This is a genomic window from Peptoniphilus harei (genome assembly GCF_900454685.1).
Lineage (GTDB): Bacteria > Bacillota > Clostridia > Tissierellales > Peptoniphilaceae > Peptoniphilus_A > Peptoniphilus_A harei.
This window is the reverse complement of sequence record NZ_UATM01000032.1, coordinates 593,405-612,820: the sequence shown is the minus strand read 5'-3', so window position 1 is coordinate 612,820 and position 19,416 is coordinate 593,405. Positions and strand designations below refer to the sequence as shown.

18 protein-coding genes are annotated in these 19,416 nt (G+C 36.7%); 11 read left to right on the top strand and 7 right to left on the bottom strand.

Annotated elements, in window-relative coordinates; all coding sequences use genetic code 11:
* Positions 1 to 29: 29 nt before the first annotated feature.
* From DRZ96_RS04340 to sdaAB, 3 genes are read right to left on the bottom strand one after another with little or no spacing between them, the layout of a single operon-like run.
* On the bottom strand, positions 30 to 1,265 hold the full coding sequence (locus DRZ96_RS04340; protein ID WP_070702744.1) for a dicarboxylate/amino acid:cation symporter: 1,236 nt from the start codon (positions 1,263 to 1,265) through the stop codon (positions 30 to 32).
* A 4-nt stretch (positions 1,266 to 1,269) separates the two neighbouring features.
* The gene (gene sdaAA / locus DRZ96_RS04335; RefSeq protein WP_070702745.1) at positions 1,270 to 2,151 is read right to left on the bottom strand and encodes an L-serine ammonia-lyase, iron-sulfur-dependent, subunit alpha; all 882 of its coding nucleotides are present in this window, start codon (positions 2,149 to 2,151) and stop codon (positions 1,270 to 1,272) included.
* On the bottom strand, positions 2,152 to 2,820 hold the full coding sequence (gene sdaAB, locus DRZ96_RS04330; protein WP_070702746.1) for an L-serine ammonia-lyase, iron-sulfur-dependent subunit beta: 669 nt from the start codon (positions 2,818 to 2,820) through the stop codon (positions 2,152 to 2,154). It lies immediately after the preceding gene.
* 247 nt (positions 2,821 to 3,067) lie between these two features.
* Between sdaAB and DRZ96_RS04325 the strand changes: the two genes are divergently transcribed.
* Entirely contained in the window at positions 3,068 to 4,645 is a 1,578-nt protein-coding gene (locus DRZ96_RS04325; protein WP_070702747.1) for an AbgT family transporter, read from the top strand.
* 560 nt (positions 4,646 to 5,205) lie between these two features.
* Here DRZ96_RS04325 and DRZ96_RS04315 read toward each other — a convergent pair.
* Positions 5,206 to 5,700: a radical SAM protein gene (locus DRZ96_RS04315; protein ID WP_232012778.1), complete on the bottom strand. Its 495-nt coding sequence runs from the start codon at positions 5,698 to 5,700 to the stop codon at positions 5,206 to 5,208.
* Between the two features lie 327 nt (positions 5,701 to 6,027).
* Between DRZ96_RS04315 and DRZ96_RS11660 the strand changes: the two genes are divergently transcribed.
* The 8 genes from DRZ96_RS11660 (at position 6,028) to DRZ96_RS04275 (ending at position 14,020) form a co-directional block, all read left to right on the top strand.
* Complete coding sequence (locus DRZ96_RS11660; protein ID WP_236587156.1) at positions 6,028 to 6,282, top strand: MarR family transcriptional regulator; 255 nt, start codon at positions 6,028 to 6,030, stop codon at positions 6,280 to 6,282.
* A 240-nt stretch (positions 6,283 to 6,522) separates the two neighbouring features.
* The gene (locus DRZ96_RS04305) at positions 6,523 to 7,371 is read left to right on the top strand and encodes a DegV family protein (RefSeq protein ID WP_112889715.1); all 849 of its coding nucleotides are present in this window, start codon (positions 6,523 to 6,525) and stop codon (positions 7,369 to 7,371) included.
* Positions 7,372 to 7,492: 121 nt separating this feature from the next.
* Positions 7,493 to 8,410 (top strand): DUF2232 domain-containing protein, encoded by a 918-nt coding sequence (locus tag DRZ96_RS04300; protein ID WP_112889714.1) that lies wholly within the window; start codon positions 7,493 to 7,495, stop codon positions 8,408 to 8,410.
* A gap of 11 nt (positions 8,411 to 8,421) precedes the next feature.
* Positions 8,422 to 10,419 (top strand): DHH family phosphoesterase, encoded by a 1,998-nt coding sequence (locus tag DRZ96_RS04295; protein WP_112889713.1) that lies wholly within the window; start codon positions 8,422 to 8,424, stop codon positions 10,417 to 10,419.
* A 1-nt stretch (position 10,420) separates the two neighbouring features.
* Positions 10,421 to 10,870 (top strand): 50S ribosomal protein L9, encoded by a 450-nt coding sequence (gene rplI, locus DRZ96_RS04290; protein WP_112889712.1) that lies wholly within the window; start codon positions 10,421 to 10,423, stop codon positions 10,868 to 10,870.
* 5 nt (positions 10,871 to 10,875) lie between these two features.
* The gene (gene dnaB, locus DRZ96_RS04285; protein WP_112889711.1) at positions 10,876 to 12,237 is read left to right on the top strand and encodes a replicative DNA helicase; all 1,362 of its coding nucleotides are present in this window, start codon (positions 10,876 to 10,878) and stop codon (positions 12,235 to 12,237) included.
* A gap of 102 nt (positions 12,238 to 12,339) precedes the next feature.
* Entirely contained in the window at positions 12,340 to 13,215 is an 876-nt protein-coding gene (locus DRZ96_RS04280; RefSeq protein ID WP_112889710.1) for an undecaprenyl-diphosphate phosphatase, read from the top strand.
* A 10-nt stretch (positions 13,216 to 13,225) separates the two neighbouring features.
* On the top strand, positions 13,226 to 14,020 hold the full coding sequence (locus tag DRZ96_RS04275) for a carbon-nitrogen hydrolase family protein (protein WP_112889709.1): 795 nt from the start codon (positions 13,226 to 13,228) through the stop codon (positions 14,018 to 14,020).
* 81 nt (positions 14,021 to 14,101) lie between these two features.
* On the opposite strand, the gene DRZ96_RS04270 is transcribed toward DRZ96_RS04275, so the two are convergent.
* Both DRZ96_RS04270 and DRZ96_RS04265 read right to left on the bottom strand, forming a co-directional pair.
* Positions 14,102 to 14,743, bottom strand: a complete 642-nt coding sequence (locus DRZ96_RS04270; protein WP_112889708.1) for an SdpI family protein — start codon at positions 14,741 to 14,743, stop codon at positions 14,102 to 14,104.
* Positions 14,733 to 15,005, bottom strand: a complete 273-nt coding sequence (locus tag DRZ96_RS04265) for an autorepressor SdpR family transcription factor (RefSeq protein WP_112889707.1) — start codon at positions 15,003 to 15,005, stop codon at positions 14,733 to 14,735. The genes DRZ96_RS04270 and DRZ96_RS04265 overlap by 11 nt, the downstream gene beginning before the upstream one ends.
* Before the next feature lie 490 nt (positions 15,006 to 15,495).
* On the opposite strand from DRZ96_RS04265, the gene DRZ96_RS04260 reads away from it, so the two are divergent.
* Positions 15,496 to 16,242, top strand: a complete 747-nt coding sequence (locus DRZ96_RS04260; RefSeq protein ID WP_112889706.1) for an IclR family transcriptional regulator — start codon at positions 15,496 to 15,498, stop codon at positions 16,240 to 16,242.
* Between the two features lie 331 nt (positions 16,243 to 16,573).
* The gene (locus DRZ96_RS04255; RefSeq protein WP_112889705.1) at positions 16,574 to 18,460 is read left to right on the top strand and encodes an ABC-F family ATP-binding cassette domain-containing protein; all 1,887 of its coding nucleotides are present in this window, start codon (positions 16,574 to 16,576) and stop codon (positions 18,458 to 18,460) included.
* Between the two features lie 316 nt (positions 18,461 to 18,776).
* Here DRZ96_RS04255 and DRZ96_RS04250 read toward each other — a convergent pair whose 3' ends face one another.
* Complete coding sequence (locus DRZ96_RS04250; protein ID WP_112889704.1) at positions 18,777 to 19,415, bottom strand: racemase; 639 nt, start codon at positions 19,413 to 19,415, stop codon at positions 18,777 to 18,779.
* Between the last annotated feature and the right edge of the window lies 1 nt (position 19,416).

Below are 19,416 nucleotides of genomic sequence, written 5' to 3'. Positions count from 1 at the left end.
ATAGCTTTTTAGGTAAATATGCTTTTAAATTATAGGTTTATTCTACCATCATCGAAGTCTTCTTCTGGGATAGGTTTCTTTACAATGTGTTTGTAATAGATTTTTTCAACTGCCATAGAAATAGCGTTGTCGCCTGTTACGTTACAAGCTGTACCAAAAGAGTCTTGAGTTAGGTATAGTGAAATTAAAATTGTAGCGAGTGTTCCTGATGAATCGATTCCAACTACTGGTAAGAATGGAAGGGCACTCATTACTGCTCCACCTGGCGCACCTGGTGCTGCAACCATAGCAACTCCAAGAACTGCGATAAATTTAAGTATTAGTGGGAAAGAGTGTGGCATATCAAACATTGTTAGTAATGTAAATACGCAAGCTGTAAGAGTAATCATTGATCCTGCTAAGTGAACTGTTGCACAAAGTGGGATACAGAATTCTCTAATTTGAGCTGTAACACCCATTTTTCTGTTACAAGCAACGTTAACTGGAATAGTTGCTGCAGATGATTGTGTACCTGCTGCTGTTAGGTAAGCTGGAACTGCTTCTTTTAAGCATTTGAAAGGATTTCTTCCTGTGTATGCTCCTGCAAGTGAAAATTGTACTATTAGGTATAGTAGGTGTAGTGCAATGATGCAGATGAAGATTTTCCAGAATATTCCAAGAATTGCAAATACTGAACCTGAGTATGATAGGTTACAGAAGTTACCAAAGATAAAGAATGGTAGTAGTGGAATTACAAATTTTGCTAGTACTAGATTTATAATTTCGTTGAATTCATTAATTGCTTTGTAAAATACTTCTCCAGATCCTTTAGCTCTTATAGCTGAAACTGTAAGTCCAATCATAAATGCAAGTACAAGTGCTGCTGTTACATCAATGAAAGGTGCTAGTGGAATTTCAAATAATGGTGCAACTTCATTTGCTGTTGCTTTTTGAATTTCTTCTGCAAGCTCTGGTCTAATAAAGCTTGGGAATATGTTTCTTGCCATTGTATAAGATAATGAACCTGCAATTAATGTAGATCCATATGCTAGAGCTACAGTTGCTCCTAAAAGTTTACCAGCACCTTCTGAAAGGTCTGCTATACCCTTAGATACAAAGGCAATAATCATTAGTGGGATTATAAAGTTTAGGAACTTTCCAAATAATCCTGATATTGTAATTGCTACTTGAGTTACAACTTCTGGTAAAAATTGTCCAACAAGAACCCCAAGTGCAATGGCAATAATAAGTCTAGGAATCAGACCTATTTTTTTCTTTTCTTTCATTTCCTTAATCCTCCTTAATATTTAAAAACTTAGCCCTGATTTCTTGGCCAGTTTTTGTGCCTGCTAATCCTCCAAGACCAGTCTCCCTAATAGATTCATGTAGCAAGTGACCAACTTCTCCCATTGCTTGACAAACTTCGTCAAAGGGAACAATTGATTTAATACCTGCTAGGGCCATATCAGTTGATATGAAAGAGTTCATAACACCTGATGCGTTCCTAAAAGTACATGGATACTCTACTAGTCCTGCTATTGGGTCACAGGCTAGCCCCATTACATTAATAAGTGTAATGCTGGCTGCGTTTAGTGCTTCTTCTGGACTTCCGCCAAGCATCTCAACTAGTGCAGCTGCTGCCATTGCGCTGGCAGATCCACACTCTGCTTGACATCCACCTTCAGCACCGGCGAATGTTGCATATTTACCAATAATTTGCCCTATTCCTATTGATGTCAGTAGTCCATTTATTAAAACCTCATCATCTAAGTCATACTTTTCTTTGGCTGCCATTAAGGCTGCTGGCATTATGCCAGAACTTCCAGCAGTAGGTGCTGCTGCAATAGTCCCCATGTTTGCGTTTGTCTCAGATGTGGAAAAGGCCATAGCCATTGCCCTAACTAGGAACTTGCTAGTTAAAGGGTCTTTTTCCTTTTGATAGTCGTTCATCATTTTTGCAAAACCGTCTATCATTTTATATTCAGTTTCAAAGGATTTGTCCAGTGTTTCTTGAGATGATCCTCTCATTACACCTAATATTCCCTTAAGTTTATCCTTCATCTCTTCTTCAGTCATATGAAGGGCCTTTGTTTCTTCCCTAAGAACTAAATCGTAGATGTGGATATTATCTTTTTTACATGCTTCAATAACTTCTTTAGCTGTATTTAACATTTAAACCTCCACATATTTTGATGTGATATATCTGGAATTATTTAACAATTTATCTACTAGATTTTTGTTTGCACTTTCATCTAACTCCACAGTTAGAGTTACAATATTTGTAAGCTCATCCTTAGTAGTGTTTATGGATTCAATATTGTAGGACTCGTCAGCAAGAATAGTTGACACGTCTGCTATTACACCCTTCTGTTCTGGATATTGGAATAAGAATGTAGGGAACTTGCCGTCATATTCTACTTCAATTCCATTGATGTCAACAATTATCATGTTTCCACCACCAATTGAAGACCCTATTACATATTCACTATCCCTATCCTTGTAATTAAATTTAATCTTAACAGTGTTTGGGTGATAACCTTCACCTAAATTCATTGGTATGAAGGAATACTTAATTCCCCTCTCATCTGCAATTTCATAGGCATCCCTAATAGAGCTATCGTAGGTTTTGAATCCCATTATTCCACCTAAAAGTGCCCTATCTGTTCCATGGCCCTTGTATGTAAAAGCAAAAGATCCATGAAGATAAAACTCAACGCTTTCATAATCATCTGGACATATTTTTGCAGCTAGTCTTGCAATTTTGCAAGCGCCTGCAGTGTGAGATGATGATGGACCAACCATTACTGGTCCAAGAATTTCAAACGAACTATACTCTTTCATTGGACTCCCCCTTATTTCTTAGACCTTATTTTAGCATAATATACTTAATTTGTGAAATGAATTTGGACCTAAAGAGTGGTTATTTAACTTATTCTTTCACTTTTATGAATGGATTAACAAAAGTTTGACTTTATCCCTTTGCTGTATTACAAACATTTGCAGCAAAACCAAATATTTCTTGCAAGTATATCATAGATAATATAGTATTAAATTATGAGGATATTATTTTCATTTATAGGAGGAATTTATGAAAGAACAAAACAAAAAAGTCAAAGACCAAAATGATGTCGGTGGCTTTCTGAAAGGTGTTGAAGTAATTGGTAACAAGTTACCTCACCCAGCCATAATTTTTGCAATACTTAGTGTAATCGTAATCATAGTTTCATATTTTGCAGCAAAATCTGGCATGAGCGTAACATACTTCGATGCTAAAGCAGGAGAAGAAGTAACTAAAGAGGCTGTTTCCCTACTTAACTGGGATGGTCTACGCTACATTTTTAACTCTGCAACTGATAACTACACAGGCTTTGCTCCACTAGGAACAGTACTAGTAGCTATGCTTGGTGTTGGTGTTGCTGAAAACAGTGGACTATTTGATTCCACTCTAAAGAAATTATTATCAAATGTTAACCCAACAGTTTTATCAGCTACAGTAGTTTTCGCAGGTGTTATGTCAAACATCGCATCAGACGCAGGATACCTAGTTGTAGTTCCACTAGGAGCACTTATCTTTGCTAACGCTGGTCGTCATCCACTTGCCGGTATAGCAGCTGCCTTTGCTGGTGTTAGTGGTGGTTTCTCAGCCAACCTTATCCTTGGTACAACTGACCCACTTCTTACAAACATCACAAACGAAGCCCTAAGAGCTGGTGGAATTGATATGGAACTAGCAGCAACTTGTAACTGGTACTTCCTATTTGTTTCAACATTCTTAATCACAATTGTTGGTACACTTGTTACAAACAAAATTGTTGAAAAGAACTTAGGAGAATACCACGGAACTTACCAAGTTGACGAAAATCCATTAACTGAACTTGAATTGAAGGGTCTTAGAAATGCACTTATAGCACTAATCATTTTCGTAGCTATAATGGCCTTCCTAATGTTCCCAGCAGGTGCTCCATTTAGAGAACTTGAAGAAGGTAAGAACGCAATGACTCTTAAGAACTTCTTAGGTCACGGACTTATCCCAGCAATGCTTCTACTATTCTTAGTTCCAGGTCTCGCTTATGGTAAGACAGTTGGAACAATTAAGACTTCACACGACTTAGTTGACACAATGACTAAGGCAATGCAAGGTCTTGGTGGATACATGGTACTAGCATTCTTTGCAGCACAATTCGTATCTTATTTCAATAAGACAAACCTTGGACTTATCCTTGCAAAAAACGGAGCAGACTTTTTAGAATCAATTGGACTAAATGGACTACCACTTCTACTAATGTTCATCTTGCTATCAGCCTTCCTTAACCTATTCATGGGATCAGCTTCAGCAAAATGGGCAATCATGGCTCCAATCTTCGTTCCAATGATGTATAACCTTGGACTTTCACCTGCACTTACACAAGTTGCATATAGAATTGGTGACTCTTCAACAAACATCATCACACCACTTATGTCTTACTTTGCAATGATCGTTGTATTCATGCAAAAATACGACAAGGACTCTGGACTTGGAACACTTACATCAATGATGCTTCCATACTCCATGTGCTTCCTAGTGGGTTGGTCACTATTAATGGTTGTATGGTACCTACTTGGAATTCCAGTTGGACCTGAAGCACCACTTCATGTACAAGACATGGTTTCAATGTTATTTATCTAAAATAAAATATTCTCAATAAAAATAAACCCGGTGGAAATTCACCGGGTATTTTTATGTCAGCTTCTATTAAATTGTAAGAAAATAATTCATGACTAGCTTCCAAAAAATTTAATTTTCAAATCATAAATCTTTATTTTTTTGTTAAAATAATACTATTCTTAATTGAAAGGAACTTATGATGAAACTTTTAAAAAATAAAAATTTGCATATCCTATATCTATTTGTCTTTATAGCACTTGCATTTGTAAACTATTTTTATCCAATAAATAAAATAGCTGTCTTGATATATAGTATTCTAAGCCTACTTATTTTAAGCTTTTTTGAAAAAATTTATAGTTTTAAGTTTAGTAACCATATAAAATGTCTTGCTATAATTTATATTATTTTAGTTTTGATAGAATTCTTTATTGAAGATTTTATTTCTCCAATGGCATCTGAATCACCACAAAATCATGTTTTTATTTTTCTTAGTTCCTTATCTATTTTAACTATTTATAAAATATTAAAATATAAGAAGCCTAATAAAAAAGGACGCTGTTAATTTAATCACAGCGTCTTTTTTAGCCTACACCAAAATCTGTTATTTCAAATAAAATATCAATTCTTGGATCATCTTCAAGATACCTGTATTTTTCTACGAACCACTTCACAAGATCTTCATCTCTTTTTATATCTGTGGAGTTGTTCATAAAAATATTTACTGTAGCATGAGAGAAATTTTTTATTATTTCCATGTCGCGGTCAATCATTTCTCTTGTCTGACCCTTTATGCCCACCATGACGCAGGGTGAGTCAAAATATTTTTTAACTTCCCTATAGTCTTTAAAGTTTGCACCTTTTTTTAGGACATTTTCCCTAAAGTCGTTATCAAAAGTTTCTATTCCCGTCTTAAAAGTTATGGGAATTCCAAAAAAGTCTCTTATCTCGTCAAGTCTATTCCTATAAATCCAGTGAGCTTCAAAAAATAATCTCTTTATATTTTTTTCTTCAACTACTTTTTTTATTTCTTTAAGCGTATTTTCTGTCAAATCAAAAACTGATGCAGAGTCAATCACTTCTAGGACTCCAAACTCTCCCGTGACATTTTTTAAGACTTCAAGATTTATCTCGTCTATCTTTTTATTATCTATCTCATTGTCTTCTATATAATCACAAAAAGTACACTTTCCCCACTTGCAAGGCCTTGCCTTTAAGAGGACAATTTCCCTCTTTGTCTTGTTTGTTATTTTTGAATACCTATTGATAAAATCATCTCCTTAAGAAGTTTATCTCTTATGACATTTTAACACAAATTTTTAATAAAAAATCTTCAAAGATATAAATGTTGACATGTCAACAAGTATTATTTATACTTAAATTTACATCAAATTAGTGGGGTGTTTATGCTAGATAAATTCAATTACTTTTCCAGCGAGATCTTTAATCTTGTAAAGAACTGGCAAAAGTTAGCAGGCCAAGTCATGAAGGACTTTGGCCTAAACGCAAGTCAGCTAATCTATATGCTGGCCCTTTACGACCACGACAAACTAAATTCTATGGAGCTTGTAAAAATAAGCGGCAAGGATAAGTCTGACGTGTCGAGGAACCTAAACCAAATGATAAAGTCTGGCATCGTAGAAAAAAAAATCAAACAATAAGAACAACTACGGAGGCAGCTTTTATCTCACAGAAAAGGGAAGGCTCATAGGTGCCAAGATAAGTGAAAGGACCATGGAATACATTGAGCTTGCAAACAAAAATATTTCAGGGGACAAGAAGGAAATTTTTTATGAAGTCCTAGGTGCCCTTTCAGAAAATATTGAGAACTTGACAGAAGAAAAACTTTAATTTGATGGAATTCAAATTTAGACTATAGATTTATAATTGAGAGGAAATATATGGCAGTAAAAATAATTGTGGGATCAACTTGTGATGTGGAAGAAAATATTAAGAAGGACTTAATAGTAGTTCCCCTTCACGTTACCTTTGGAGATGAAGACTTTTTAGATTCAGTTGATATTACAAAAGACGAATTTTATGAAAGACTAGAGAAGAAGGAAGAGTTTCCTATGACAAGTCAACCAACTCCTGTAGCCTTTATGGATATTTACAAGGAAGTAATCGATAATGGGGACGAGGCAGTGGTTATTGTCTTGTCATCAAAGTTATCGGGAACTTATCAAAGTGCCAAGCTTGCCAGTGAAGGCCTTGAAGATAAAATTTTTATAGTAGATAGTTTAAATGTCTCCAACGCAGAAGGTGCCCTTGTGGACTATGCCACAAGACTTGTAAAAGAAGGTAAGTCGGCGAGAGAAATAAAAGAAATCCTTGATGAAGCTAAGAAGAGACTTAGACTTGTTGTTTTAGTTGACACCTTAGAATACCTTGAAAAAGGCGGAAGAATTTCAAAGACATCAGCTCTTCTAGGAAACCTCTTCTCTGTTAAGGTCCTTCTTTCTATGAAGGATGGAGCAATTACATCTGTGGGCAAGGCCAAGGGAATAAAGAACGCCAACAATCTTTTCATTAGTGAAATAGAAAAGACTGGCTCCATTGACTTTGACATGCCAATAAAACTTGGCTACACAGGTCGAGATAGCAACAAAATTGAGAAATACCTAAGAGAGACAAAGAGTCTATGGGAAGATAAAATATCCTCACCAGAGTTTATACAAATCGTTAGCGTTGTTGGGACACACACAGGTCCAGGCGCCCTCTTCTTGTCTTACTTTAGTAAAGAAATTTAAGTTTTTAAAAGTTCCTAATTTTAGGGACTTTTTTTATTTACTTCAATAAGTTAAAGTCAAGCTAGATTTCTTTATCAAATTTGATTTCTATGGTAAAATATGGTGGATAGGAGTTGATTTATTGGAAAAAGAAACTGACTATAAGGGACTCTTTAGACTCTTCACAAGGTCTATTGTCATCTCCACTCTTGGAATGATCTTTCCCTTTCTCTATATTTTGTTTCCTTCTATGTATGTAGCTGAATCTGTGAAGGAAGGAATAATAAAAGTAATGGCAACACTTCTTGCTGTTGTACTATTACTTGGGGCCTTTATGGGACCTGTCCAAGCCATAGTTGTCTTTACAATCTTTGGTCCCTTCATCTTAATTTTTCACTACATGATAACTACGAAAAGATCTGTCTCCATGACTATCTTGGCGACATCTTTAATATTTTTTACATCAATAATGGTTCTATTCTTTGCCTTTGGGATCAATAGCGAAGTCCTAAATTCAAAGGAAACTATTAATGCAATTACAGAATTTTACAAAAATCTAGCAGGTGAAGATTTATTATCTTCAGGGACTATGGCGATTTTCACAGAAAATGTTGAACTTTACTACAAGAGGTTCTTGCAAATTCTCCCATCAGTCCTAATTATCACATCCCTTGTGACATCCTATATCACTTATACATGGGCTGGGAGGAGTCTTCTTGCAAGAGGAGTCTTTATTATTCAACCATCTTCTCTTGAATTCTTGAAGTTTCCAAGAGAGATTATAATCTTGTCTCTTGTGAGTCTTGCCCTATTTTCACTAACTGGCGACTACTTTGGACCCACAGGACAAGTCTTTATGATAAACCTAATGAATCTAGTGTTTTTTATGCTCTATGTATCTGGTCTTGCCATAGCCAAGTTTTATATGACGAGATTTGGAGTAAAGAGATTTTTACAATTTCTCTTAATAGGACTGAGCTTCACTATTTCATCTCTTCAGATTTTTGTGATAATACTTGGTGGTCTTGATCAAATTGTTAACTTTAGAAAAATTAAATAAGTGGGAATGCTATGAAAAATAATTATAATTTTAAAGATTTTCTTCCATTTTTTATTTTTGGAATAATACTTGTCCTTATCCTGCTCTTCCTTAGACCTCTTTATGGTCTTATTGGAATCTTGGGACTTGCTTATGTAGCCTTCTTGGCCTACAACAAAATAAATAGCAAAAATGAAGAAAATTTAAAAAACCTTGAAAACTTAAATAAAAGATTTGATTCCCTGACTAAGCAGGCAATCTTTGACATGCCCTTTCCCCTAGTTGTTACTGACGAAAAGGCAAAAATACTTTGGTACAACACACCCTTTATCAATCTTTTCAATGAAAAGGATGTAATTGACAGTGACCTTGAGAACCTAATTGGAGACATTGATATTGCCAATATCTTAAATTCCAATGGTGAAAGGACAATACCCGTTGAATTAAACAAAAGATTTTTTAACATCTATACAAATGTTGTTAAAAACAAGTCTGAAAAGGGAGAAGGCAGGTCTGTCCTCTTTTATCTAGTGGACAACACTGCCTACCAAAATTTAAAGGACAAGTACACTGATGACTTTGCCATTGTGGCAAAGGTGGAAGTGGATAACTTTGATGAGGCCATATCTTCTGCTCCGTCAGAAATCAGACCCCTTCTCATTGCAGAGATTGACTCAACAATTTCTCAATACTTTGAAGAGTATGATGCCCTTGTGAGAAAGTCTGATGAGGACCTATATCTTGTTGTTATGAACTTTAAGTCCCTAAGGGCAATTAAGGAAAAGAAATTTGATATCTTAGATGACTTGAGAGACCTAAACAAGGGGAACTCAATCCCCATTACTCTTTCCATTGGAGTTTCTTCTTTTGGACTTAACTTCAAGGATGCCTATATTGAATCAGACTCATCTCTTGACTTGGCCCTAGGTCGTGGAGGCGATCAAGCTGTTGTTAAGGTTGAGGATAATTATGAATTCTTTGGTGGAAAATCCAAGGCTGTTGAAAAGAGAAATAAGGTTAAGGCAAGGGTTATTGGTGAGGCTCTTAAACAATTAATTGAGAGGTCTGAAAATGTCTACATCATGGGCCACAAAAACCCCGACATGGATGCCATTGGTGCAGCTATTGGTTGTCTTCGTGCAACCTTAAACAGGAACAAGGAAGGCTATATTGTCCTTGAAAAATCCAACCCTTCTATTGACAATTTAATTGACAGGATGAAGGAGGAGGAACCAGAAATTTATGAAAAAGTAATTTCTAGGGAGACTGCTCTTAATAGGATTAAGCACTCTTCACTCTTGGTATTAGTGGATAATCACAAGCCATCCTTTACAGAGTGTCCAGAACTCTTGGACAAGACTAACCAAATTGTTGTTATAGACCACCACAGGAGGGGCAAGGAATTTGTGGACAATCCCGTTCTACAATATGTTGAACCCTATGCTTCTTCAACTTGTGAACTTATAACTGAAATGCTAACTTATATGTCAAGCGACTTAAACCTAACTCACTTTGAGGCCGACGCCCTAATGAGTGGTATAGTTGTAGACACTAAGAACTTCTCCTTCCAAACTGGTGTAAGGACCTTTGAAGCAGCTTCCGTCTTAAAGAGAGCTGGAGCTAACATGATAAAGGTAAAGGCCCTCTTCCAAGATGACTTGGACACCATGGTTTACAGGGCAGAAGTAATTCACAATACAAAGATGATCCACGACAATATTGCTGTATCACGCTTTGATAAGGAATCCAACAACTCTGTTCTCGTTGCAGCCCAAGCTGCCGATGCCCTACTTGATATAAATGGAATTGACGCATCCTTTGTTCTCACAATAAATGATGGCAAGACCCACATATCGGGAAGGTCTCGTGGAGAGGTTGTTTCAGTCCAACTTATCTTAGAAAAAATTGGTGGAGGCGGCCACTTGAATATGGCTGGAGCCCAACTTGATACAACAGACTTAGACGAAGCAGAAAAGATTTTAACAGAAGCTATTGACGAATATTTAACTGATAATAAAAGCGAGGAATAATATGAAAGTAATTTTAATTAAGGACGACAAAACTTTAGGTAAAAAAGGCGAAATTGTTAACGCTAAGACTGGCTATGCTAGAAACTTCTTGCTACCAAGGGGAATAGCTATTGAAGCTACTCCTGAAAACATGGAAACTTGGAAGAAAAATAAAGCAGAAGAAGAAAAATTAGAAAAAGAAAACCGCGCTAAGGCAAATGAAATTAAAAAAAGAATTAGCGAAATAACTTTAACTATTAAGGCTAAGGCTGGAGAAGGTGGAAGACTTTTTGGTGCCATCACTTCTGCTGACATTGCAAAGAAATTAAAACAAGAACACAAAATTGATGTTGATAAGAAGAAAATTGTCCTTGAAGAAAACATCAAGGAAGCTGGCATGAAAAATATTGACATCAAGCTTTACCCAGATGTTGTTGCCACTCTAAAGGTTAATGTTAGACCGGAATCTTGATCGATATGGAAGCAAAGGGAGAATTAAATTTTAATTCTGTTTCAAATTTAAAGATGCCTCCCCACAACTTGGAGGCAGAGGAGTCAGCTCTTGGATCTATGATGCTTTCCAAGGAAGCCATCACAACATCTATTGAGCTCTTAAAAATAGAGGACTTCTACCAAGAGGCCCATAGAAAAATATATAATGCCATCTTAAATATTTACAACAGAAATGAAGCAGCTGATGTTATAACAATTGCTGAGGAACTCAAAAAAACTGACGACCTTGAAGTAGTTGGAGGCATCACCTACCTTGCAGATCTTTCTTCAAATGTAACTGCAGTTTCAAATATTAAATACTACTGCAAGATCATCAAGGAGAAGGGAATCCTAAGGGAACTTATTGATTCATCAGACAAGGTAATTTCTGCTGCCTATTCTCCTGATGCCCAGGCAGACCTCATCATTGAGCTTGCAGAAAAATCTGTCTTTGAGATAACTCAGGATTCCACAAAGAATGGGCTTGTAAATATTAAAAGCATTGCCCTGGACTCCTTCTCTGAAATGGAAAAAAAGGCCCAAAACCCCAACGCCCTTACGGGACTTACAACTGGTTTTGTGGACCTCGACAGAAAAATTTCTGGACTTCAAAAGTCTGATTTGATTTTATTGGCAGCAAGGCCTTCCATGGGTAAGACTGCTCTCATGGTTAATATTGCAACAAATGCCGCCCTAAGAGGTGGGGCATCAGTTGCCGTCTTTTCTCTTGAAATGAGTAAGAACCAACTCTTCCAGAGAATTATATCTTCCACTTCACACGTTGACCTCCAAAAGGTAATTAGTGGTAACTTAAACGAAGAAGAGTGGACAAAAATAATCAACACCATGCCCATTGTGTCCAGCCTAAAAATGGAAATCGACGACACAGCAGGGATCTCTCCACTAGAGCTAAAGGCCAAGTGCCGAAGGATGAAGGTGGAAAAGGGACTTGATTTAATTGTAATTGACTATCTCCAACTTATGCAGATGTCATCAAGGTCTGAATCTAGACAACAAGAAATTTCTGCCATATCGAGAAACCTCAAGGCCATTGCCAAGGAATTAGAAGTTCCTGTCATTGCCCTTTCACAACTTTCTCGTGCCCCAGAACTTAGGACTGACCACAGGCCAATCCTATCTGACCTTCGTGAGTCTGGTGCCATAGAGCAAGACGCCGACATCGTAATGTTCCTCTACAGGGACGAGTACTACACAAAGGAAGAATCGGAAAAGCCAAATGTTGGTGAAGTTATTATTGCCAAGCACAGGAACGGTCCAACGGGAACTGTTGAATTGATGTTTAAGAAGGAATTTACAAAATTCTTGAACTTACAGAGAAGCGATTAATAAGTAAATAAAATTTTTAAAGACCCTTGCACAAGCAGGGGTCTTATTTATATTTTTAACCTATAATGTTATAATAGGTTTTGAAAAATATTGGAGGTAAATATGATTTTAGACTTAATAAAAGTAATCTTCCTTGGAATAATCGAGGGACTTACAGAATTTTTGCCTGTGTCATCAACAGGCCACCTTATAATTGCAGACAGTTTTATAAAACTTGAACCCAAGGCTTTTTCCAATGCCTTTAGCGTCATCATCCAGCTTGGTGCCATCCTAGCAGTAGTTTATCTCTACTTCTATGACATCAACCCCATAGCCAAGGGCAAGCTTGTCCCAGTCATTGGAGAAGAAAAGTACAATGAACTTAGCTTCAAGGAAAAGTTTAAGTACAGGGACCTTGAAACAATGAGGTTAATTGCAAAAATTATTGTGGGCTTCTTGCCGGCAGCCTTCTTTGGTTTCCTCTTAGATGACTTCATCGACGCCCACCTTTTTAACCCTATTACAGTTGCCATTGCACTTATCTTTTACGGAATAATAATTATTGTCATGGAAAAAAATAATAAGGACAAGGACTTTAAGTACGAGACCCTAAACGACATTGGTCTCAAGACCGCCCTCTTCATTGGCTTTTTCCAATGCCTTGCCATGGTGCCAGGCACATCTCGTTCAGCAGCGACAATTATAGGTGCCATGCTACTTGGTTGTTCAAGAACAAGCTCTGCCAAATTTTCCTTTTATCTTGCAGTCCCAACAATGCTTGGTGCCACTGCACTAAAGATCTTAAAAATTGGCTTTTCCTTTAGCCTATGGCAATGGTTCTTGATCCTAGTGGGAGGAGTAATCTCCTACATCGTTGCCCTTGTTGTTATCAAAAAATTCTTGGGCTACATCCGTCAACACGACTTTATCCCCTTTGGATATTACAGGATTGTCCTTGGTCTAGTGGTCCTATGCCTTGGCTTTTTCAATATAATTTGAGGTGAAAAGTATGAAAGATTTTAATGTTGGATTAATTCAGCTGCCTGCTAAGGGCAACAAAAAAGAAAACCTAAAGACTATGGAGGAATATGTAGCCCTAGTAAAAAAAGAAGGGGCTGATGTGGTTTGTCTTCCAGAAATGTGGAACTGCCCTTACCAAAATTCCTACTTCACAAAATTTGCTGAAGAGGACTTTGGCGAAACTTATGAAAAGATGAGCCAAGTGGCAAAAGAAAATGAAGTTTATTTAATTGGTGGGTCCATCCCCATCAAATCAGGCGACAAGATTTACAACAGGTCATATGTCTTTGACAAGAAGGGCCGAGAAATCTACAGATATTCCAAGATCAACCTCTTTGACATAGAGGGCTACAAGGAGTCTGACACAATTTCTGGTGGCAAGTCCCTTGGAGTTTTTGAAACAGAATACGGGACTTTTGGCCTTGCAATTTGTTTTGACTTGAGATTCCCTGAACTCTTCCAAACTTTTAGGGACTATGGAGCAGAAGTCATCTTCGTCCCATCAACCTTCATGAAGAAGACTGGAGAAGTTCACTTCCACCTCTTAAATAGGGCTCGTGCAGTGGACTCACAATGCTACGTGGTCTCTCCTGCCATAGCAAGAGATGATGACTTGTCAAAGAACGCCTACGCTCACTCTCTGATAATTGACCCAAGTGGCAAGATTGAAGTGGACCTTGGCGAAGACAAAAATTACTCAGTCTTAAAATTAGAAAATAATAAGGTTAAGAGGGAAAGAGAAAAACTTCCCCTTGAAGTATCTAGAAAAAATAGAAAATTATAATTTATAAAAAAGAAACTCTTACAAAATTACTTGCAAGAGTTTTTTTTACGCCTTGGAAGTTAAACAAGGCTTTTTTAAATTTTAAATTCCCTTAGTGTATAGATAATAAGAATAAAAGGCTGGAATTATTCCACCAAGTATAAGTGGAACTAAAAATACAATTTCACTTTTTAAAAATACTGAAACTATAAGAGAAATACCAATTATTACAAAGCAAATACCACCTAATCTGTGGGTCCTCCTCCAGTTCTCGTCACTGTTAAGGGTCCAAGGTAGCTTTATCCCCATAGTGTAGTTCCTCTTTGTCTTTGGAAGGTAGTTGCCAATGACGATAAATAAAAGACCAACAAAAAGTGGAATTATAATTGAGACATTTACATCCCTTCCCAGTCCAACCATGACTGTTATAGTGTAGACCACTATAATTATAGCTGGCATGGCAAGCTTGCTAAGTGTCATTAAGAAGTTCTTTTGCTTCTTGTTCCTTGGGTCGTTGTCAAGCATAAAGCACGCGAAGATATTCATGACTACAAGAAATCCATGGGTCAAGACCATGGCATCAAACTTGGAACTGTAGTCATCAGCTTGACCCTGGAAATTCCAGTGGGTTGGAAGCTCTGCTGGCATCTTGTCGTAAAACAAGATATTAAAAGTTATTAAAATTAAAATTGATGCAATTATAGAAATTATTGAGCTTTTCCTAAGCCTAAATTTATTTTTCATCTGGACCTCCTTTGAATTTCACAATCCATGTAAGTATTTCTTCGAAAACTGAAGTGTTGAGCTCGTAATAAATAAAATTTTTTTCTTTTTCTTCGTAGATCAGGTCTTGGTCTTTTAAAATCTTTAAGTGGTGGGAGATCGTCGCCTTGGAGAGGTCAAACTGTTCGGCAATTTCCCCTGCGTTCATCCTGCCCGACCTAAGCATATTTAAAATCTCCAGCCTAACTGGGTCTGACAAGGCCTTAAAGGTATCAGAAAACACTGGACCACTTCCCTTCCATTAATTCTATTTCGATAATTATCTAAATGGTTAATTTAATTATATAAAATTTATTTTTCTTGTCAAGACTATTTTGAAATTTGTCTAAATAGTTTAATAATTTTTGATTTTTAACTATAACTTTACAAGTCTTTTCTCAATTCACAGGTACTGTGATTCTTTTCAAAATCAATCTAAAATCTACTAACCAAGAAAATAATTATTACTAAAAACAACTTATAAATTTTCTATTCTATAAAATTATAATCTTTCACAAGTCAAAAATTATTTTCAACAACTTTGTCTTTCCCGCTCTAAAAAAATCAAAAAATTTAACTTTAATTAACTTTTCCCACAAAAAATAAAAATATAACTTATAATAATTAAAAGACTCTCCTTTTTCCTTACTTATGGACAAAGTTAAAGCTGACATCATTTCTAAGAATGAAATAGCTTCCAGTATGTGGTATAATTTTACCTGGAAGGTGAAATTATGATTCAAAGTTTAGTCAAGGCAGCCAATGTTTTAGACATCTTAAAAAGTGAAAATCGAGAACTTACAATTGCAGAAATCTCTGAATTTTTAAATATACCCCCAAGCACAGCCCACAGAATCCTGTCAACCCTAATTGGTGTTGGTTATGTGTCAAAAGATGAGAGGACTCACCTCTATGGCTTAGGGCCAGCCCTAATTCCCCTTGGGATCAAGGCATCATCCAAGCTGGATCCCCAAGCTGTTGGCAAGGCAGTCCTAGAAAAACTGTCTGATGTGACTATGGAGGATTCCTATTTTATTATTAAGTCTGGGGACAAGGGCCTTATGCTTTCAAAGGCTGAAGGCAAGCATTCCTTAAAGATTGTGGAAAATTTTGGAATAGAGATTGATCTCCACAAGGGTGCAATTAGAAAAACTATACTTGCCTTTCAATCTGATGATTATATAAACTACTACTTAAAAAAGGACCTTTCCGACTACCTTGACTCACCTGTTGACAAGGAAGCCCTGAGGCATGACTTAATGCACATAAGAAACAATAAAATTTCTGTCTCTGATTCAGAATACATTGATTCTGTCATTGGCATTGGTGCCCCTGTATTTAATTACAAAGACCAACTTGTTGGCGCAATTGGTGTGGTTATCCCCAAGGAAAGGATCACAGAAGAGTCCAAAAAAGATTATATAGAGGCAGTGAAAAATGCCGGCATTGATTTTTCAAAAAATTTAGGACATTCAGACTAATTTTAACTCTACTTTTAATGGTAGAGTTTTTTTTGTTGGAAATTTTTATTAAGTCACAATTCTTTATCAAGTTACAATTAATTATTAACTCACAAACTCTTATAAAGTCACAATTTTTCTTCAACTCATAATTTTTTATCATCTTACAATTTATTATCAAGTCACAAACTTTCATTAAGTCGTATTTTCTTATCAAGTCATAACTTTCCATTAACTTATAATTTTTTATAAAGTCATAAATTTTCACTTACTCACTTCTTATAATACCCCTCCAGATCTAGCTTCTTTTAAAGGTCTCCCTAATTTGATAAAATATATCCAGGAGGTCATTATGCCAATACTTAGTTTAACAAATATAAAAAAATCCTATATTGATGAAGAAACTATTAGAGACGGAAACCTAATAGTGGAAGATAAGGATAAAATTGGTCTTATTGGAATCAACGGAAGTGGCAAGTCCACTCTTTTTAATATAATTACAGAAAACCTCTCCTACGACGAGGGAGAAATTTTTAGGAAAAAAGATTTAAAGATAGGCTACCTGGAGCAACAGCTTAGCCTTCACACTGAAGGATCTATTTACGACAACTGCCTTTCAATCTTTGCTGACCTAATAGAACTTGAAAAAAACTTGAGAAATCAAGAGCACATAATTGCAGAAAATCCAGACAATCTTGATGAAGAACTCATGAAGTACCAAAGGCTCCAAGACGAGTTTCACAAGAGGGATGGCTACTCTTACAACTCCAAGATCAGGGGGACACTAATTGGTCTTGGCTTCACAGAAGAGGACTTTGACAAGGACATCTCCACCCTATCTGGAGGGCAAAAGTCTCGTGTGGCCCTGGCCATGCTCCTCCTTGAAGATGCAGACCTGCTCCTACTTGACGAGCCTACCAACCACTTGGACATTGGGGCCATTTCTTGGCTGGAAAAATACTTAAAGGACATTGACAAGGCCGTCATCATAATCTCTCACGACAGGTACTTTTTAAACAACATTGTCTCTAAGATTGTCCTCTTGGAAAATGGTGGAACTAAAACTTACAAGGGCAACTACGACAACTATATGAGGCAGAGAAAGAAGGACTTCGAAGTCCTAAAGAGGCAATATGAGGACCAGCAAAAGGAAATTAAGAGACAAGAAGAAATTATAAAAAGATACATGAACCTTGGCCGTGACAGGTTTATCAAGCAGGGCAAGAGCCGTAAGAAGATGCTGGATAAGATGCAGAGGATTGAGATGCCAACTTCCAACAAGAAGACCAATCTCCACTTCTCTCCCAAGAAGACTTCGGGAAGGGATGTCTTGGAGATTAAGGACCTTTCAAAGTCCTTTGGCGACCACCAAGTCTTTCATGACCTCAATGCTTTTGTCTACAAGAATGACAAGATCGGCCTAATTGGTCCCAACGGTGTGGGCAAGTCCACCCTATTTAAGATCATTGCAGAAGAAACTTCTCCAACATCTGGAGAGGTCAGGCTGGGGTCCAATGTGGACGTGGCCTTCTTCTACCAAGAGCTTGACAACCTAAGCCTAGACAAGACTGTCATGGATGAAATTTGGGACGAGTTCCCAAAGCTTGAGCACTTCCAAATTAGGAAGTACCTTGCAGAATTTCTCTTTGTGGGCGACGACATCTTCAAGACCATTGATGAACTTTCTGGAGGAGAACGAGGAAGGTTATCACTTTTAAAAATTATGCTAAAGGGGGCAAACTTCCTTGTCCTTGACGAGCCTACCAACCACTTGGACATTGACTCCAAGGAGATACTTGAAGACGCCCTCTTGAAATACGAGGGAACTGTACTCTCCATCTCCCACGACAGGTACTTTTTAAATAAGACTGTTGATAAGATTTTTGAGATGACTGAGTCTGGTATCAACACCTTCCTTGGCAACTACGATTATTATCTTGAAAAGACCACTGAAGTGGAGTCTGATGACGAAGACTACAAGTCCAGGACAGAAATTGAAAGAGAAAAGCGTGAAGAGAGAGAAGAACGCAAAAAAAATAAGGCCCTTCGCAAGGAAAAAGAAAAAATTGAAAAAGATATTTCAACATTAGAGGAAAAGTTATCCACAATTGACTCAAAACTTGCAGACTCTAACACTTACAGCGATTATCAACTAGCCAGCGATTTATCAATAGAGCGTGAAAGCCTTGCAAATACTCTAGAAGACCTTTATGAAAAGTGGATGGAACTTGAGGACTGACAAAAATCTTATCAAGTTTCTTTCCACAAGCCTACTTGTGATATAGACTTTATCCCCAGCTTTATCCACATTATCCACAAGGATATGAACATTTGTCTTGAAAAGTTCTGCACATTTCATGCACATTTTGAAAAAATTATCATAAAACAAGAAAAATTTGTAAATTTACAAGAATTTTAAGGGGATTTTATAAAATTTATACAATCTTATCCACAGTTTCATAAAAGTTATCAACTTTTGTGGGTAAAAAAGAAAAGAGCTAAGAAAAAGCTCTTTTTTTTGTGTAATTTTTCAATTTTCTGTGGATTGTTTGTCTTTAAAGTCTTTTTATCATGTCTTCTGCTGGATCCAAGATTTCTATATCAGTCAACTTTTTAAATTCCTCTTTCATGTAGGGGAAGTGGGTGCAGGCAAGGATAATTCCCTCAGGTCTTTCTTCCATCTTGTTAAAAAAGTTAAAGAGGTCTTTTAGGTCAAGCTTTTTTATAATTTCTTCTGGGGCAGTTTTCTTTTCGATTTCTTCAACAAGACTTAGGATCCCAATAGAAATTGTGTCCCTAAAATTCTTTTGGCAAAGAAGGGCATCAACTCCATGGGCTGATTTTGAGTTTGCTGCAAGGATAATTAACTTTTTATACCTAGAGTCAAGATCTTTATAAAAGTCCAAGGGAGTGATAATTTGGATGTTCTGGCGGCGAGATAAGTCCCCCAGATCTATTGATGCTGAAAGAGAATTGCAGTAGATAAAAATTTTCTCTCCACCAGACTTTTTTGCATCCACAATTTTTTCTTCAACAAGTCTTGTGAGTTCTTCTCTTGAATAATATTGAAGGAGGGATTGGTCCTTGGGGTTCTTGGAAATAGGATAGGATAGAGTTTCAAATCCCCTCTCCCTCAAGAGGTCCACTCCCATCCTTGTGTCTTCATGAGTTCCTGCGAATACTCCAACTTTCATC

Coding starts and splice junctions, on each gene's coding strand:
- DRZ96_RS04255 (WP_112889705.1), top strand. CDS start 16,574: ATGCCAATACTTAGTTTAACAAATATAAAAAAATCCTATATTGATGAA.
- DRZ96_RS04340 (WP_070702744.1), bottom strand. CDS start 1,265: ATGAAAGAAAAGAAAAAAATAGGTCTGATTCCTAGACTTATTATTGCC.
- DRZ96_RS11660 (WP_236587156.1), top strand. CDS start 6,028: ATGCTAGATAAATTCAATTACTTTTCCAGCGAGATCTTTAATCTTGTA.
- DRZ96_RS04305 (WP_112889715.1), top strand. CDS start 6,523: ATGGCAGTAAAAATAATTGTGGGATCAACTTGTGATGTGGAAGAAAAT.
- DRZ96_RS04280 (WP_112889710.1), top strand. CDS start 12,340: ATGATTTTAGACTTAATAAAAGTAATCTTCCTTGGAATAATCGAGGGA.
- DRZ96_RS04275 (WP_112889709.1), top strand. CDS start 13,226: ATGAAAGATTTTAATGTTGGATTAATTCAGCTGCCTGCTAAGGGCAAC.
- DRZ96_RS04325 (WP_070702747.1), top strand. CDS start 3,068: ATGAAAGAACAAAACAAAAAAGTCAAAGACCAAAATGATGTCGGTGGC.
- dnaB (WP_112889711.1), top strand. CDS start 10,876: ATGGAAGCAAAGGGAGAATTAAATTTTAATTCTGTTTCAAATTTAAAG.
- rplI (WP_112889712.1), top strand. CDS start 10,421: ATGAAAGTAATTTTAATTAAGGACGACAAAACTTTAGGTAAAAAAGGC.
- sdaAA (WP_070702745.1), bottom strand. CDS start 2,151: ATGTTAAATACAGCTAAAGAAGTTATTGAAGCATGTAAAAAAGATAAT.
- sdaAB (WP_070702746.1), bottom strand. CDS start 2,820: ATGAAAGAGTATAGTTCGTTTGAAATTCTTGGACCAGTAATGGTTGGT.
- DRZ96_RS04270 (WP_112889708.1), bottom strand. CDS start 14,743: ATGAAAAATAAATTTAGGCTTAGGAAAAGCTCAATAATTTCTATAATT.
- DRZ96_RS04250 (WP_112889704.1), bottom strand. CDS start 19,415: ATGAAAGTTGGAGTATTCGCAGGAACTCATGAAGACACAAGGATGGGA.
- DRZ96_RS04260 (WP_112889706.1), top strand. CDS start 15,496: ATGATTCAAAGTTTAGTCAAGGCAGCCAATGTTTTAGACATCTTAAAA.
- DRZ96_RS04295 (WP_112889713.1), top strand. CDS start 8,422: ATGAAAAATAATTATAATTTTAAAGATTTTCTTCCATTTTTTATTTTT.